This is a genomic window from Streptomyces sp. NPDC059009, from assembly GCF_042740175.1.
GTDB lineage: Bacteria > Actinomycetota > Actinomycetes > Streptomycetales > Streptomycetaceae > Streptomyces.
The window spans coordinates 332,669-347,206 of sequence record NZ_JBHYJB010000002.1 but is presented as its reverse complement, the minus strand read 5'-3'; the positions used below and the strand labels follow the sequence as shown (position 1 = coordinate 347,206).

The 14,538-nt window shown below is 71.1% G+C and carries 13 protein-coding genes; 8 read left to right on the top strand and 5 right to left on the bottom strand.

All coding sequences use genetic code 11. The features are described from left to right. Positions 1-146 precede the first annotated feature (146 nt). Positions 147-647 carry an LURP-one-related/scramblase family protein gene (locus ACFWYM_RS03345; protein ID WP_384829352.1) on the top strand — a complete coding sequence of 167 codons (501 nt, stop codon included), beginning with the start codon at positions 147-149 and terminating at the stop codon, positions 645-647. A gap of 28 nt (positions 648-675) precedes the next feature. Here ACFWYM_RS03345 and ACFWYM_RS03340 read toward each other — a convergent pair whose 3' ends face one another. Then, positions 676-2,199, bottom strand: a complete 1,524-nt coding sequence (locus ACFWYM_RS03340) for an FG-GAP and VCBS repeat-containing protein (protein ID WP_384829351.1) — start codon at positions 2,197-2,199, stop codon at positions 676-678. Between the two features lie 298 nt (positions 2,200-2,497). On the opposite strand from ACFWYM_RS03340, the gene ACFWYM_RS03335 reads away from it, so the two are divergent. The 5 genes from ACFWYM_RS03335 (at position 2,498) to ACFWYM_RS03315 (ending at position 7,040) form a co-directional block, all read left to right on the top strand. Next, complete coding sequence (locus tag ACFWYM_RS03335) at positions 2,498-3,466, top strand: hypothetical protein (RefSeq protein WP_384829349.1); 969 nt, start codon at positions 2,498-2,500, stop codon at positions 3,464-3,466. Between the two features lie 106 nt (positions 3,467-3,572). Beyond that, positions 3,573-3,941 carry a hypothetical protein gene (locus ACFWYM_RS03330; RefSeq protein ID WP_384829347.1) on the top strand — a complete coding sequence of 123 codons (369 nt, stop codon included), beginning with the start codon at positions 3,573-3,575 and terminating at the stop codon, positions 3,939-3,941. Positions 3,942-3,973: 32 nt separating this feature from the next. Then, the gene (locus tag ACFWYM_RS03325; protein WP_384829345.1) at positions 3,974-4,804 is read left to right on the top strand and encodes a hypothetical protein; all 831 of its coding nucleotides are present in this window, start codon (positions 3,974-3,976) and stop codon (positions 4,802-4,804) included. A gap of 162 nt (positions 4,805-4,966) precedes the next feature. Then, positions 4,967-5,941 (top strand): hypothetical protein, encoded by a 975-nt coding sequence (locus ACFWYM_RS03320; RefSeq protein ID WP_384829343.1) that lies wholly within the window; start codon positions 4,967-4,969, stop codon positions 5,939-5,941. A 148-nt stretch (positions 5,942-6,089) separates the two neighbouring features. Further along, entirely contained in the window at positions 6,090-7,040 is a 951-nt protein-coding gene (locus ACFWYM_RS03315) for an FKBP-type peptidyl-prolyl cis-trans isomerase (protein ID WP_384829341.1), read from the top strand. An 85-nt stretch (positions 7,041-7,125) separates the two neighbouring features. On the opposite strand, the gene ACFWYM_RS03310 is transcribed toward ACFWYM_RS03315, so the two are convergent. Together ACFWYM_RS03310 and ACFWYM_RS03305 are read right to left on the bottom strand one after the other, a co-directional pair. Then, positions 7,126-9,291, bottom strand: coding sequence for a hypothetical protein (locus ACFWYM_RS03310; RefSeq protein WP_384829339.1), 2,166 nt, complete (start codon positions 9,289-9,291; stop codon positions 7,126-7,128). Positions 9,292-9,483: 192 nt separating this feature from the next. Further along, positions 9,484-10,320, bottom strand: coding sequence for a carbon-nitrogen family hydrolase (locus ACFWYM_RS03305; protein ID WP_384829337.1), 837 nt, complete (start codon positions 10,318-10,320; stop codon positions 9,484-9,486). A 146-nt stretch (positions 10,321-10,466) separates the two neighbouring features. On the opposite strand from ACFWYM_RS03305, the gene ACFWYM_RS03300 reads away from it, so the two are divergent. Beyond that, positions 10,467-11,291: a maleylpyruvate isomerase family mycothiol-dependent enzyme gene (locus ACFWYM_RS03300; protein ID WP_384829335.1), complete on the top strand. Its 825-nt coding sequence runs from the start codon at positions 10,467-10,469 to the stop codon at positions 11,289-11,291. A gap of 57 nt (positions 11,292-11,348) precedes the next feature. On the opposite strand, the gene ACFWYM_RS03295 is transcribed toward ACFWYM_RS03300, so the two are convergent. Continuing rightward, positions 11,349-12,659 (bottom strand): nitrate/nitrite transporter, encoded by a 1,311-nt coding sequence (locus tag ACFWYM_RS03295; RefSeq protein ID WP_384829333.1) that lies wholly within the window; start codon positions 12,657-12,659, stop codon positions 11,349-11,351. Continuing rightward, positions 12,656-13,306: a GntR family transcriptional regulator gene (locus tag ACFWYM_RS03290; RefSeq protein WP_384829331.1), complete on the bottom strand. Its 651-nt coding sequence runs from the start codon at positions 13,304-13,306 to the stop codon at positions 12,656-12,658. Before ACFWYM_RS03290 ends, ACFWYM_RS03295 begins: the two co-directional genes overlap by 4 nt. Before the next feature lie 224 nt (positions 13,307-13,530). Between ACFWYM_RS03290 and ACFWYM_RS03285 the strand changes: the two genes are divergently transcribed. After that, positions 13,531-14,439 carry a D-alanyl-D-alanine carboxypeptidase family protein gene (locus ACFWYM_RS03285; protein ID WP_384829329.1) on the top strand — a complete coding sequence of 303 codons (909 nt, stop codon included), beginning with the start codon at positions 13,531-13,533 and terminating at the stop codon, positions 14,437-14,439. Positions 14,440-14,538: the final 99 nt, after the last annotated feature.

Here is a 14,538-nt window from a genome sequence, read left to right as displayed (position 1 = left end):
GGGCGGGAAGCTCGATGTGCAGTAGGGCCCGGCGGCAGGCCCCCCAGTAGGGCGCCGCCCCACAGACCACAGCCGGCTCGCGTCGCTGTCCCCCACGGGGCGCGGGCCGGCTGTGCCATGCCCGGCCCGGTGGTAGGCATGACGGCATGAAGCTTCTCGTACGCGACCGGCTGCTCGGCATCGGCGACGACTACTGGATCGAGGACGACCGGGGCCGCAAGGTCTTCTTCGTCGACGGCAAGGCGATGCGCCTGCGTGAGACCTTCGAGCTGAAGGACATGCAGGGCCGCATCCTCGTCGAGATCAAGGCGAAGCTGCTCGCCCTGCGCGACACGATGGTGATCGAGCGGGACGGCGAGGCCCTCGCGAAGGTCAAGCGCAAGCGCCTGTCGCTGCTGCGCAACCACTACCGGGTGGAGCTGGTCGACGGCACCGAGCTCGACGTCAGCGGCAAGATCCTCGACCGCGAGTTCGCCATCGAGTACGACGGCGAGATGCTCGCGGACATCTCCCGGCGCTGGCTCACCGTCCGGGACACATACGGCGTGAACATCGTCCGGGAAGACGCCGACCCCGCGCTCCTGCTCGCCGTGGCGGTGTGTGTGATCCGCCTGGCGGAGAAGGAGCGCGGGGACGGGGACGACTAGTCGGTCAGTTGGTCAGTTGGTCGGCCGGTCAGCGCAGGGCGCTGCCGAAGAGCGCCGATGCGTACGGGCCGCCGACGTCCTTGGGGCCGAACGCCACCGACTTGGTCGCGGTCACCCCGGACGCGGTCCCCGGCAGGGACCACAGGGCACCGGCGTCGGCGTTCTCCTTCACGGACGAGGCCGCGAGGTCGCGGTGGCCGTCGCCGTCGGAGTCGGCCAGCGCCACCGCCGCGCCGAACTCGTCGCCCTTCTCGGCGACACCGGGCACGTTCGCGGTGTTCTGGTGGAACACCTGCGCCCCGGTCCCGGTCACGCCCTTGTCGGAGCCGTGGAGCACCGCGACCGAGCCCGCGTCGGTCACACTGCCGACGTCCTCGCCCGGGATGCCCAGGGCCACGTCCGCGTAGCCGTCGCCGGTCACGTCGGCCACGGCGACCGAGGCGCCGAGCCGGTCCCCGCTCTCCTCCGCGCCGGGGAAGCCGGGCAGGCCCTGGTCGAACTTCTGGACGTCGCCCTCGCCCAGCTGCAGGCCCTTCTTGGAGCCGAACGCGACCTGGACCTTGGACTCGTAGTCGCTGTCGCCCACGACCACGTCGTCGTAGTGGTCGCCGTTGATGTCGCCCACCGCGAGCGCGCCGCGGGAGCCGGGGGCGTCGCCCCGCGTGAAGCCGGTGGGCGAGCCGTACAGGACGCTGTTGCCCCACTCGCCGTCACCGGAGTAGTCGTTCATGGCGATGTCGTCGCGGCCGTCGCCGTTGATGTCGCCCACGGCCTTCGGCACGACCGGGCCCTCCACGGAGCCCGGGCCGTCGATGCAGGTGTCGGTGCGGTTCGGCAGCGGTGAGCAGTTCGGGTTGGGGCGCTGGTCGGTGTCGTAGCTCCACCACAGCGACTTGTCCATGAAGTCGAGGGTGGTGGCCGGCTTGCCGGTGCGGCTGATCGGGCCCTTCCACAGCCGGGCCTGCTGGTCGGCCGGGTCGTCCCCGAAGGCGCTGACCTTGGTGAACAGGGCCAGGTCCGTGGTGCCGTCGCCGTCGAAGTCACCGGCCTGCGGGTTGAGCCCGAAGGTGTCGATCTTGGTGCCCCCGGTCAGGCCCGAGGCGGAGCCCCACAGGATCACCGAGCCGGCCTTGGCGTCCCCGGACCCGATGACCAGGTCGCTGTAGCCGTCCTTGTCCAGGTCGCCCTTGGTGAAGCTGGTCCCGAACCCCTGCTTCGCGGTGGCCGAGCCGGGCACGCCGGCGGTGGAGCGGCTGATGAGCTTCTTGTGGGCGGGGTCGAGGCCGTCGGCCGAGCCGTACGCCACCGCGACATAGCCCGCCTTGGCCTTGCCGGAGATGGTGGCGCCGGGGGCTCCGGTGACGACGTCGGCGTAGCCGTCGCCGTTGAAGTCGTCCGTCTTGTCGGCGGCTCCCTTGGCGTTCGCGGGGGCGGCGTCGGCCTGGTCGGACCCGAAGGACCAGGCGGTGAGGCCGCCGCCGATGAGGGCTGCGGCTATCAGGGGCGTGGCGAGCCGGGCGCTGCTGCGGCTCCGGCGACGTGCGCGTGACATGCGGCGTGTTCCCTTGCGATCGGAGGTGCACCGGGACAGTGCCGGTGAGGGGTGGCCAGAACGTACGGCGCAATTCACCGCACGTTCACGCCAGTTGACCTCCCTGGGGCCCCGATGGTTGCCCAGGGTCACAAAATCCCCATGAATCCGAGACCGGCCCGGGACACCCGGACGGCCGCTCCCCGGATGGCCAGCCACCGCATGCGCGTCACATAACGCGATGTTCCGCTTACGCACAGTGGCCGAACGATCGCAGCGATCACCCGGCCTTCCTCGTAACGAAGGGAAACAGGTGGCTATGTCTGCATGGCGCACCTCGGGTCTGCGCGCGGTCGTCGCGTCCGGGCTCGCAGCGGCAATGGCGGTCACGGTGGCGGGCACGGCGCAGGCCGCGCCGGTCGGCGACGGGCCGGGCCCCGACGACTGGGGCACCGTCGTCGAGACCAAGGACGGCGTCCAGGCCAACTCCTGGCTGATCGGCGTCACGGGCCTCGGCCGGATCGTCAACGCGCGGCTCTTCGAGTCCGCCTCGCCGACCACCCCGAAGGCCCCCAAGGATGAGGCGGGCGGCAAGGAGCTGATCAACCTCGCGCCGGGCGGCTTCGGCCTCGGCAAGGCGTCCGCGCTCTACTCGCGGGCCATGACCAACTCGACCCCGGCCAACAGCTCGGGCGGCAAGGTCGTCGCCCCCGGCGTCGCGTACGGCGGCGCGGGCGCCGCCTCGGTCGACGTCGGCGTGCCCTACATCCAGCCCACGACGCCCGAGGGCACCCAGCTCTCCGGCATCGGGCTGCACATCAACGCCATCGACGTGCACGCCATGGCGGTGCCCGGCAAGGCGGTGCAGTTCGAGGGCGGCGCGGCCAGCGGCTACCTCTCCATCGCGGGCCAGCGCCTCATCGACATCCCGCGGCTGTGGGCGGTCAACCTCGGCCTGAACATCCCGAGCGGCAAGACCGGCGCCCCGATCGCGCTCGCCATGACCAACGAGCAGATCACCACCGACAACAAGGGTGTGCCGACGCTCGGCAAGGACGGCGACTACAAGTACGACCCGAAGGCCACCAGCGGCTACGTCAACGGCATCCACGTGAGCGTCCTGGGCCAGGAGGTCGCGGACATCACGGTCGCCCACGCCGCGGTCATCCGGGACGCCGCCAAGACCGACTCGCTGGTCTCGAAGCTCCCGAAGCAGCTGCCGACCCTCGCGGACCTGGCCAAGGACGCCATGGAGCCCAAGAAGCCCATGGTGCCGAAGACGTCCTGACCCGTTCCGCCGTCCACCGGCCGCCGCGCGTCCCGCCTGCGGACGTGCGGCGGCCGGACCGGTTTCCCCGGCCGCACCGGATTCCCGACCGAGAGGGGCCACCTCTGTGTTCTTCCGTACGTCGTCCTTCCGTACGTCGCTGCGTACCGCCGCCCCGCTGGCGCTCGCCACCACGCTGCTCCTGGGCGGCACAGCCGCCGCCCACGCCGCCGCCCCCGCCGAGCCGCCGCCGTTCCCGCCGCCCGCCGGGGTGCCGGTGAGCAAGGACGGCACCACCCCCACCACGTCCGAGCCGGGCAAGCCGGAGCCGGCCAAGCCCGACAAGCCGCACACGATCGTGGACGACTTCTGGCAGGCCATCGGCACCGGCGTCGGCGACATGATCCACGGCGCCACCGACATCTGGAACGGCGTCTTCGGCATCAAGAAGCCCACCACCGAAGAGCCCGACTCACCTACCACTCCCAAGAGTTGACCCCCCATCGCCCAGCCGAGGAGCCCCCCGCCATGCCCACCCCCACCCGCCGCGCGGCCCGCACGGCGCTCGCCGCGGCCGCCGCGCTCACCGCGGTGACGGCGCTCGGCGCGGCCGTCGCCCCCGCCGCGGCCGCCGACCCCTCCCCACCGCCCCCGGTCAACTGGGGCACCGTCCTCGACCTGTCGGCCCCCGCACAGGCCAACGCCTGGAGCCTCAGGGTCCTCGGCCGCGGCGTGGGCGACGACATCCGTGTCGCCGAGGCCCACCACCCCGCGGCCCCCGGCACCCCCGCCCTGGTCAGCACGGCGCCCGAGCGCACGTACCGACTCGCCACCCGCCACTACACGTTCGGCTCGCTGCGCGGGGTGCGCTCCGCCACCGCCGACCGCAAGGGCGCCGTCACCGCGAGCTCCCACCTGGAGCGGGTCACCCTCGGCCTGCCCTATCTGACCAAGCCGGGCATGCCCTCGGCGCCGCCGCCCGTCCTCGCCCTGGAGCTGACCGGCGCCGACGTCTCCGCGTCCTCCGCGCGGGGCAAGCCGCTCGCCCTCGCCACGACGACGCGGAGCGGCAGCGTGAGCGCGTACGGGACGAAGCTGCGCACCTTCAAGGAGGCCCCGGCCGCCAACACCGGCCTGCGAGTGCCCGCCAACCCGCTGCTGCCCGCGCAGGCCCTGGTGACCCTCAACGAGCAGATCACCACGGACGCGCAGGGCCACCCCAGCACCGCGGCGCTCGGCGGCTACCGGCGCGACGCGAGCGCGACGAGCGGCTACGTGAACGCCGCCCACATGACGCTCCTGACCCCCGAGCCCACCGACATGACCGTGGCCCACGCGGCTGTGATCAGGAACGACTGAGCGGCACCCCACACCGGGCCACGCACCGCGCCGCGCACCGAAGCGGGCGCAGGTTAGTGGCTCCCACCCCCGGATGGCCGCTCCGACATGCGCACATCGCTCTGTGTAGCGACGCTTTCACTAACAGTGGTCACCAATTTGGATCGAAAGAGAGGGTCGGCCATGGCCTCATGGCGCACTCAGGGGCCGCGTGCCCTGCTGACAGCGGGGATCGCCCTGACCGCGGTGGCGGCGGCCGCACTCCCCGCGAACGCGGAAGCCGCCGCTCCGATCGGCGTCGACGACTGGGGCACCGTCGTCGACACCGACGACTGCGTCCAGGCGGACGCCTGGGTCGTCGGCGTCAAGGGACTCGGGAAGATCGTGAACGCCGCGCTCTTCGAGTCGCACTACCCGACGACCCCGAAGGCCCCCAAGCAGCACGCGGGCGGCAAGGACCTCGTCAACCTGGCACCGGGCGGCGTGGGCATCGGGCAGGTCTCGGCCCTGTACTCGCGGGCCATGGGCCACTCCCACCCCGCCACCACCTCGGGCGGCGCGGACGTCCCGGCCCGCGGTGAGGTGTACGCGGACGCGGGCGGCGGCGCCGTCGACGTCGGCATCCCGTACATCGCCAACCCGGCCGGCGACACCCAGCTCTCCCCGATCGGCGTGCACGTCGAGGGCATCACCGTCTCCGCCTACTCCAAGCCCGCCAAGGCCGTGGAGTTCACCGGCGGCGCGGCCCGCGGCTACATCTCCATCGGTGGCGTCCGGATGGTCGACATCCCGCCGATCTGGGCGGTCAACCTGGGCGTGCGCGTCCCGGACGACTACAGCAAGTCCCCGCTGGTCCTCGCCACCACCAACGAGCAGGTGACGACCGACGAGAAGGGCATGCCGACGCTCGGCAAGAACGGCAAGTACGCCTACAACCCGAAGGCCACCAGCGGCTACGTCAACGCGATCCACGCCTCCGTGCTCGGCACCGAGGTCGCGGACGTGACGATCGGGCACGCGGCCGTCATCCGGGACCCGAAGGTCACCGACAAGTTCGCCAAGCCGGCGCCGAAGGCCGCGGAGCGGGCGACGACGCGGGCCGGGGTGCCCGAGGTGCGCACCCGCGCCCCGTTCGCCCCGCCGCTGCGCAACCAGTAGCCAGTAGCAGGCAGCGAACAGCCGGGTGCCGTACGCCGAAAGGGCGTACGGCACCCGGCTTTTCGCGTGCGGTCCGAGGCCCCGCCCGCCCCGGCGGCAAAGGTGGAGATCCGGAGATCCCCCACCCAACCGCCAGAAGGAGGCCGCGGTGACCCGCACCCCGCACCGCCGCACCCCCCGCCGCCGCGCCCGTGCCGCCCTGCTCCTCGCCACCGCGGCCCTCGTGTCCGGCTGCGCGGACCCCGGGCCCAAGAACATCCCCGTCGTCTCCGGCGAGTTCGGCAAGCGGCCCACCGTCGTCATGCCGAAGCTGCCCGCCCCCAAGCAGGCCCGCATGACCGTCCTCAAGGAGGGCGACGGGCCCGTCACCCGCAAGGGCCAGGTCATCGTCACCGACGTCGACATGCGCCTGTGGGAGTCCGGCAAGCCGCTGATGGACACCTACCGGCTCGAACAGCCCACCACCGCGGTCCTCGACGGCAAGCACGTCGCGCGCACCTGGGACCAGACCCTGCTCGGCCGCAAGGCGGGCAGCCGCGTCCTCCTCGTCGCCCCCGCCACCCACGGTTTCGGCCCCAACGGCATGGCGCCCGCCCAGGTCAAGCCCAGCGACCACATGGTGCTCGTCTTCGACGTGATCGGCGGCTACGACGCCAAGCAGCAGGTCGGCGGCAGCAGCTCGGCCTCCGGCGCGGCCGCCGCGCACCCGGCCGTCTCGGTCCGCCCCGGCCAGGAGCCGGTGCTCTCCGACTGGGGCCCGGCCCCGAGGAAGCTCACCGCCCGCACCCTGATCGCGGGCACGGGCCCCGAGCTGAAGCCGGGCCGGCGGGTCGTCGCCCAGTTCACCGGCGTCGAGTGGGGCAAGAAGAGCTCGTTCAACTCGACGTACAAGCGCAGCGGCCCCAACGGCTTCGTGCTCAAGGACCAGGCGCTGCTCCCCGGCTGGTACGAGGGCCTGAAGGGGCGGCGCGTCGGCAGCCGGGTGCTGATCACCGTCCCGGCCGGGCTGCGGCCGGGCTTCACCCACACCGACGGCGGGCTCGCGGCGCCGAAGAACCGCCCGGCCGCGTATGTGGTGGACATCCTGGACGCGCGCTGAACCCACCGGCGCGCACGGGCACATGAGCCGGCCCCCGAAGCTCGAAGGCTTCGGGGGCCGGCTCATGCACTGCTACCGACGAGGCTCACTCACACGGCTTGCCCGCGCGGTTCAGCCCCTCGACCCAGCCACCACAGCTGATGTCCTGGTCGGCGTTCTCCTTCACGACGAACGTGTCGAAGACCTTGGAGCCGCTGTTCGGGTCGCCCTTCGTGGAGAAGTCCGTGGCGCCCTCCAGCTGGCCCTTGGCGTCCTTGTCGACGTCCGTCTCGATGGAGATCGGCGGGAACTTGTCGCCGGGCTTCAGCACGTCGGGGCGCTGACAGCTGACCGTCTGGCCGCCGATGACGCACTCCCAGCCGTCGCCGGACGCCTTGGTCGGCGTGACCCCGTCCGGGAAGGTACGGGTGACGACGGTCCGGCCACGGGTCGGGCCCGCGTCCTTCGCGTTGTCCACGTCGACCTGGAACTTGGCGGGCTTGCCCGCGACGACGTCACCGACCGGCTTCGTCGCGACCGTCAGGTTCGGGTCCTTGACCGGGGCCGGCTTGACCGTGGTGGTGTCCTTCACCGGGCCCTCGGGGTTCTGCTGCCCCGGCGTCGTGGTCTCGGTGGTGCCGGTCAGGTCGCCCTTGGCGTCGTCGTCCACCCGGGTGCCGATGTTGATGGTCGGGTAGGACTTGCCGGGGTTCAGCACGTCGGCCCCGGTGCCGGGACGCGAGCAGGTCACGGTCTGGCCGAAGATGGCGCACTTCCAGCCGTCACCGGCGGCCGAGACCGGGGTGATGCCCTTCGGGAAGGTCCGTACGACCTTGACCTCGCCGTTGGTCGGACCGGCCGTGGGCTTGTCCGCGACGTCGATCGTGTAGCCCGCGTTCTGGCCGCCGACCACGTCGCCGACCGGCTTGGTGGTGACGGTCAGGTCCGGGCCCTTGGCCGGGGTGACCGTGAACTTGCTGGTGTTGGGGACGGCGGGACCGCTGCCCGGCGTCGTGGCCTGGGAGGTGACGGTCTTGTCGCCCTTGGCGTCGCCCGCGACCTTCGTCTTCACCTTGACCGGCGGGTACTTCTCACCGGGCTTGAGGGTGTCGGGCCGCTTGCAGGTGACCGTCTGGCCCTGGATGTCGCACTTCCAGCCGTCGCCCTCCGCCGAGACCGGCGTGACGCCCTCGGGGAAGGTCTGGGTGGTGGTGACCTCGCCGGTGGTGGGGCCCGCCAGCTTGTCGTTGGAGGTCGTCATCTCGAACTCGGCGTCGGAGCCCGCGTTCACCGGGCCCGTCGGCACGACCGTCGTCGACAGCTTCGGCGCGAGGGTCTCCAGCTTCCCGTTCCACAGCTCGTGGATCTCGGTGCTGGAGCCGGTCGAGGCCGCGAAGCCGAGCCGGAAGGTGTCGGGCACCTTCGGCTGGCCCTTGATGTCGTCGAGGTCGATGGGCTCGATGACGTCCCGGTAGCCGCGGTCGTCGTGGAAGTCGATGGAGACGGCGAGCTTGCCCGCGGGCGACAGCTCGATCTTGGCCGTGCGGCGGGCCTCGGTACGCGTCTTGGCCTTGTCGACGGCCAGCTTCCGGTTCGACTGGTAGGTGGCGACCATGGGGTTGTCGACCGAGGTCGCCCCGCGCACCGTGATCGAGTTGGGCATCCGCTTGGGGGTGCCGCCCGAGCCGTACGCCTGGCGGGTGAAGTTGCCGAAGACGTCGAGGCCGACGCCCAGGTAGCCGCCCTTGATCCCGGTGTAGCCGAGACCGCCGCCGTAGATGCCGCCTTCCTTGGGCATCGGCGCCGTGCCGTCGAGGAGCATCAGGGAGATGCCGTCGGCGGCTTCCTTCGTGGTCGGGTCGTAGGCGGCGAAGTCGATGGTGAACTTCATGCCCGCGCGCGACGGGAAGGTGTTCTTGGTGGCGACGAACCCGGTCTGCTTCTCCTTGTTCGTCGTGAGTCGCAGCGCGCCCTGGCCGGGCTTGTCGCCCACCGGCGTCTGGCACGCCTTGAGGGGAGCCTTCTCGCCGGTGGCCGCCGTGAGACAGCCGTAGCCGGTCGGGTCGTCCGGGCCAGTGGCGCCGCTGAACCACTTGTTGGTGTCGATCGTCGTGCCGGTGAACGACTCACTGGCGATCTCATCCGCCACGGCCTGCTGCGGAGCGGCCAGCGAGAGTCCGAGCGCCACCGCAGTGGCAAGGCCGAGCGGTCCGGTCAGACGGGATCTGACCCTCCCGGCTCTGCTTGCGCGACCATGTCCAATGTCCGTCATGTGGGGTGCCTCCTTGGGCGCACCGAGCCCTGCCACGTGTCCGATGGATTACGTTCCGTATGCAGATGACTGCACACAGTGACCAGCTTTTCGATCATCAGAACACCGGGCCTGGGATGCCGCGATCGGCGAAGCCCAAGCGAGTGAGAGGCTCTACGGCCCTCGGCTGGGCCCCCTGACCACAGGGCCGCGTCAGCGGCGGGGTGCCGCCACCCCGAGCAGCCGGTCCTTGAGCGCCGGGAACTGCTCCCTGGTCCTGGCCACCTTCCCCAGGTCCAGGTCCACGGTCAGCACCTCCTCGCCCGCGCCCGCCTCGCCGAGCACCTCGCCCCAGGGGTCGACGACGATGCTGTGCCCGGCCTGCTCCACCCCGCCGTTCGTGCCGACGGCGCCGCAGGCCAGGACGTACGCCTGGTTCTCCACGGCGCGCGCCTGGGCCAGCAGCGTCCAGTGCGCGCGGCGCCGCTCGGGCCAGCCCGCGGGGATCACCAGGGTCTCGGCGCCCGCGTCGACCAGGCCCCGGAAGAGCTCGGGGAAGCGGAGGTCGTAGCAGGTGGCGAGGCCGAGGGTGGTCTCCGGCAGCCGCACGGTGGCCAGTTCGGTGCCCGCGGCCATCAGGACAGCCTCGCCCTTGTCGAAGCCGAAGCGGTGGATCTTGCGGTAGGCGGCGGCGAGTTCACCGTCGGGGGAGAAGACGAGCGAGGTGTTGTAGAGGGGACCTTCGCCGTCGGCGGCGCCGCTGTCCGGCGCGGCCCGCTCGGTGATCGAGCCCGCGTGCAGCCAGACCCCGGCCTCGCTCGCGGCCTTCGCCATCGCCTCGTACGTGGGGCCCTCGAGCGGCTCGGCGTCGGCGGCGAAGGACCGGTAGGCGAAGGCGCCCGTCGTCCACAACTCGGGCAGCACGATCAGCCCGTCGCCCTCGAGTCCCTCCCGAGCCGCCACCTCGCGCACGCGGGAAGCCACGCGCCCCCGGCGGGAGTTGACCGATTCGTCCTCGTCTGCAGCGATCTGGATCAGCGAAGCGCGCACAGTACCACCGTCCTGGCATTCGAGCCCTGGGCTACCTTCGGGAACAGCCTACGATCGTCACACGAAAGCTCTGCCGGGGTGCCTTTGGGCGGCGTAACTTATCGTTCCAGACACCCACCGCCCGCGTACGACCGCCGAGGGGTCCCGTGAGTCTCCATCCCAGCCTGCAAACCTACGCCGATGCCTGGACCCACTCCGTGGAAGCGATATCCGAGTTGGTCACCCCGCTCGCCGAGGGGGAGTGGAGCTGGGCGACGCCCTGCCCCGGCTGGTCGGTGCGCGACATCGTCTCCCATGTCATAGGGCTGGACTGCGAGATGCTGGGCGACCCGCGGCCCATCCACACCCTGCCGCGCGACCTGTACCACGTACAGACCGAGGGCCAGCGGTACATGGAGATGCAGGTCGACGTCCGCCGCCACCACACGGCGCCGGAGATGACCTCCGAGCTGGAGTACACGATCATCCGCCGCTCCCGCCAGCTGCGGAACGAGTCGCGGGAGCCGGGCACCAAGATCCGCGGCCCCCTCGGCAGCGAGGTCACCCTCGAACTGGCCACGCGCATGCGGGCGTTCGACGTCTGGGTCCATGAGCAGGACCTCCGCACCACCCTGAACAAGCCCGGCAACCTCGACTCCCCCGGCGCGTACGTCGCCCGGGACCTGCTCCTGCACGGGCTGCCGAAGGTCGTCGCCAAGAAGGCCGGCGCCCCGGCGAACTCGGCGGTCGTCTTCGACGTGAGCGGCCCCGTCGAGTTCCTGCGCACGGTCCGCGTGGACGCCGAGGGCCAGGGCACGGTGGACAACGCCCCGTCGCTCGGCCCCCTCGTCACGTTCAGCCTCGACTGGGAGACGTACTTCAGGCTGGCCTGCGGCCGGGTGACGTACGCGTCGGTGGCGGACAAGGTGAAGGTCGACGGGGACCAGGAGCTGGGCGAGGCGATCCTGCGGGAGTTCGCGGTGACACCGTAGGGACAGAGCCCCTCCGGCGGTGGAGGAGCGGGTCCGGGGGGGGCAGAGCCCCCGAACTCACACGGGCACGTGCACCATCTCCACCCGGCTGGCCACCAGCCGTTCCCGCTCCCGCGCCACCGCCCGCCTGCGGAGCCGCAGGATCTGTGAGATCCCCAGCGCCTCCAGGACGAAGACCGAGCAGAAGGCGATCTGGTAGTTGTCGCCGGTGGCGTCGAGGAGGACGCCGATCGCGAGCAGCGTGGTCATGGAGGCGATGAAGCCGCCCATGTTCACGATGCCGGAGGCCGTCCCCTGCCGCTCCGGCGGATTCGCGGGGCGGGCGAAGTCGAAGCCGATCATGGACGCGGGTCCGCAGGCGCCGAGGACCACGCAGAGCGTGACCAGGAGCCACATCGGCGCGTGCTCCGCGGGGTACGCGAGCGTGGCCGCCCACATCGTGGCGGTCACGCCGACCGTGCCGAGCGCGATGGGGGCGCGCGCCGTGTGGTGGCGGGCCACGATCTGCCCGAAGACCAGGCCGATCACCATGTTCGAGACGACGACGAGGGTCAGCAGCCCGCCGGCGGTCCCGCGCGAGAGCCCCTGCGCCTCGACGAGGAACGGCAGCCCCCACAGCAGCAGGAACACCATCGCCGGGAACTGCGTCGTGAAGTGCACCCACAGGCCGAGCCGGGTGCCGGGCTCCCGCCAGGACGCGGCTATCTGACGGCGCACGAAGGCGGCCCCGGTGTGCGCCAACGGCTCCGGCTCGTGGCCTTCCGGGTGGTCCTTCAGGAACAGCAGCAGGAGGACGAGGACCAGGACCCCGGCGAGCGAGGAGCCCGCGAACGCGGCGGTCCAGCCCACCGAGTGCAGCAGGCGCGCGAGCACCAGGGTCGAGACCAGGTTGCCCGCCATGCCGACGAGCCCGGCGAGCTGGGCGACGAGCGGCCCGCGGCGGGCCGGGAACCAGCGGGTGCCCAGGCGCAGGACGCTGATGAACGTGAGCGCGTCACCGCAGCCGAGCAGCGCGCGCGAGGCGAGGGCCATGCCGTACGAGGGCGAGAAGGCGAAGCCGAGCTGGCCCGCCGTGAACAGCACGACGCCCATGGTCAGCACCTTCTTGGTGCCGAGCCGGTCGACCATGAGGCCGACGGGTATCTGCATGCCCGCGTACACGAGCAGCTGGAGGATCGAGAAGGTCGACAGGGCCGAGGCGTTGACGTGGAAGCGGTCGGCGGCGTCGAGCCCGGCGACGCCGAGCGAGGTGCGGAAGATGACGGCGACGAAGTAGACGGCGACGCCGACGGACCAGACGAGGACGGCGCGCGAGCCGCCGGGGGGATCGCCGGGCAGTCGGGCCTCCCGGGCGTCGGGACTGCTCAACGGACCGCTCCCTGGGCCAGGTTCTGGAACCAGCCGACGTGCCGGGTCACCACGTCGACCGCCTCGGCGGCGTCGCCGACGCGCAGCGCCCGCAGGATCTCGCCGTGCTCGGTGAGGGTCTTGGCGATCCGGTCCGGGTGCGAGTGCATCACGGCGACGCCCATCCGCAGCTGCCGGTCGCGCAGCTGGTCGTAGAGGCGGGAGAGGATCTCGTTGCCCCCGCTGCGGACGATCTCGGCGTGGAAGCAGCGGTCGGTGGTGGCGGCGCCCGCGAAGTCCCCGGCGGCGGCCTGTTCCCGCTGCTGTTCGAGCAGTTCCTCCAGGCGCGCGATGAGCTGCGGGGGCGCGGGCGCGGCCTTGCGCACCGAATGGGTTTCGACGAGAAGCCGCGTCTCGACGACGTCCGCGATCTCCTGCGCGGAGACCGGGAGCACGAGGGCGCCCTTCTTCGGGTAGAGCCTGAGCAGCCCTTCGACCTCCAACTTGAGCAGCGCCTCGCGCACCGGGGTCCGGGAGACCCCGACGGCCTCGGCGAGCTCGCCCTCCGTGAGCAGCGTGCCGCCCTCGTAGCGGCGCTCCAGTACGGCCTGTTTGACGTGCGCGTACACGCGCTCGGCGGCGGGGGGCGATTTCAGGGCGGCTGGCATGCGCACAGCATAGATACAACACGTACGCATGAGGGAGAGCGGTCCAGAATGCGGAACGGGCAACGAGCCGTCCACACCGAGCTGCCCGTAGGGGCAAAGACCCGGAAAGCCCGGAACCGTACATCCTTTGCGGTGTCTCATACGTCTCGTAAGGAAGGGCGGTGCTCTCATGTGACCGCCTCTCATGGCCAATTGCACTATTGAGACATCTCGGGGCGGAACAGTTGAACATCGGCATCACGGGCAGAGGCCGTCGCGCACGGCAGGCCACCACCGTCATCCTCACCGCGGGCGCCGTCGTGGCAGGGGGCGCGTTCATCGCCCCGGCCGCACAGGCCGCGGCACCGCCGAAGCCGTCGATCGTCGCCAAGGGCGGCTTCGTGATGAACAACGGCAACGGCAAGACCCTGTACACCAAGGCCGCGGACACCCGCCGTTCCACGGGCTCCACCACCAAGATCATGACGGCGAAGGTGGTGCTGTCCCAGCGCAACCTGAACCTGAACGCCAAGGTGAAGGTCCAGAAGGCGTACAGCGACTACGTGGTCCGCAACAACGCCTCGCAGGCCCACCTGATCGTCGGCGACAAGGTCACCGTCCGCCAGCTCCTGTACGGGCTGATGCTGCCGTCCGGCTGTGACGCGGCCTACGCGCTGGCCGACAAGTTCGGCTCCGGCTCCACCCGGGCGAAGCGAGTGAAGTCCTTCATCGGCAAGATGAACAAGACCGCCCGCGACCTCGGCCTGCGCAACACCCACTTCGACTCGTTCGACGGCATCGGCAACGGCTCCAACTACTCGACGCCGCGCGACCTGACGAAGATCGCCTCGTCCGCGATGAAGAGCTCCACGTTCCGCTCGATCGTGAAGACGAAGAAGACGAAGCAGAAGGTCACCACGAAGACCGGCGGCTACCGCTACATGTCGTGGTCCAACACCAACAACCTGCTCGGCAGCTACCGCGGCGCGATCGGCGTGAAGACGGGCTCGGGCCCCGAGGCCAAGTACTGCCTGGTCTTCGCGGCGACGCGGAACGGCAAGACGGTGATCGGCACGGTCCTCACGTCGTCGTCGGTCAACGCGCGCACGGCGGACGCGAAGAAGCTGATGGACTACGGGTTCAAGGTCGCCTGAGACCTCGTACGAAAGCAAGTCCTCGTACGAGAAGGGGTCCGCCACAGACTGTGGCGGACCCCTTCTCGTATGTACGGGCCGACGGACCTACTGGCTTAC